2 protein-coding genes are annotated in these 1172 nt (G+C 47.9%); both read left to right on the top strand.

What is annotated here, in order from left to right; genetic code table 11:
- The first annotated feature begins 238 nt into the window (after window positions 1-238).
- Window positions 239-523, top strand: coding sequence for a type II toxin-antitoxin system RelE/ParE family toxin (locus tag BIT28_RS00050; RefSeq protein ID WP_245823613.1), 285 nt, complete (start codon window positions 239-241; stop codon window positions 521-523).
- Window positions 524-530: 7 nt separating this feature from the next.
- Window positions 531-833 carry a helix-turn-helix domain-containing protein gene (locus BIT28_RS00045; RefSeq protein WP_075761604.1) on the top strand — a complete coding sequence of 101 codons (303 nt, stop codon included), beginning with the start codon at window positions 531-533 and terminating at the stop codon, window positions 831-833.
- The last annotated feature ends 339 nt before the right edge of the window (window positions 834-1172 follow it).

Raw genomic sequence — 1172 nt, 5'->3', positions numbered from 1 at the left:
CGGAATCGGTGATCGGTTTAAACCGGAATGAGCGATCGGATAATCCCGGAATCAGGGGTCGCAATACTCCGGAATATGCAGTCAGTCAGATAAATCGTCGCAATATCCCCCTACAGGGTACGATTATATAAAAATAACAAGAAGCCAAACAATGGACATATACAAAACAAAAACCTTTCAACGCGCTCTGAAAAAATCAGGGTTGACCGACACAGATTTATACACTTCCTGAGCTGAGATGGCCACAGGCCTGATTGATGCCGATTATGGCGGGCACCTCTACAAGAAAAGGGTCGCACGGCCTGACCAAGGGAAATCCGGCAGTTACCGCACCCTAATCGGCGCGAGGCTGGGTGAGCAGTATTTTTTCCTCTACCTCTTTGAAAAGTGGGCGAAAGATAATATCGATGCCAAAGAAGAGAAAGCGTTGAAGCAACTTGCAAAGCTGTATCTCAGCCAGTCCCCGGAGTGGGTAAGACAGCAGGTTGAGAAAGGTTTGCTAATCCAGGTAGACAACAAGTGAGTGTATCATGAGTGATATCCTAAAGGCTGTTCATGAAACCGTCAGCGAACTGCATGAGCATGACGCTATCGACAAGACCACATTGCGCCAGTTTGACGCACTGTGTTTAACCCCAATGCATGAGTACAACGGGGAAGAGGTGAGAACCTTGCGCGAGAGCTTCAACCTCAGCCAGTCGGTTTTTGCACAATACCTCAATGTCAGTACCAAGCTCGTGCAGAAATGGGAGCAGAACGCCTCCCATCCCAAGGGCGCGGCACTCAAACTGCTGGCCCTAGCGCAAAAGAACGGTATTGACGCTATTGCCTGATCTCTAGGTATCCCCAAAAAGCTCCGACAAGCGCTTTTTTGATACCGGTATACCAGGGAAGCCGACGATGACTGCCAACGGCTATTTGCAGTACTGCAACCCTGTAAGCTATTTGTGTGGCCAACTGTAACAGACGCTGTTGTGGGAGCGTTTTCATCAAATATAATCACAATCAACGATGCTACATCTGGACACATTGCAGCTTGCCATGGCTCAAAAATAAAGCCCAAAAAAATTGGGGCCTTAGTGTTAGTTGCCCTGTGCCGTCCTGAGATAAGTTGACACTTTGGAGACTTATCAATGAACTCTTCAAATAAAACAGTCGCAAAGCGCTCTCAG

Origin of the sequence: Photobacterium proteolyticum, assembly GCF_001939735.1 — a bacterium.
Lineage (GTDB): Bacteria > Pseudomonadota > Gammaproteobacteria > Enterobacterales > Vibrionaceae > Photobacterium > Photobacterium proteolyticum.
The sequence above is the reverse complement of the archived record's forward strand: the minus strand, read 5'-3'. Positions and strand labels throughout refer to the sequence as shown.

What these genes read in the sequence shown, in the direction of transcription:
- BIT28_RS00050 (WP_245823613.1), top strand. Translation starts at nt 239, where the DNA reads ATGGCCACAGGCCTGATTGATGCCGATTATGGCGGGCACCTCTACAAG.
- BIT28_RS00045 (WP_075761604.1), top strand. Translation starts at nt 531, where the DNA reads ATGAGTGATATCCTAAAGGCTGTTCATGAAACCGTCAGCGAACTGCAT.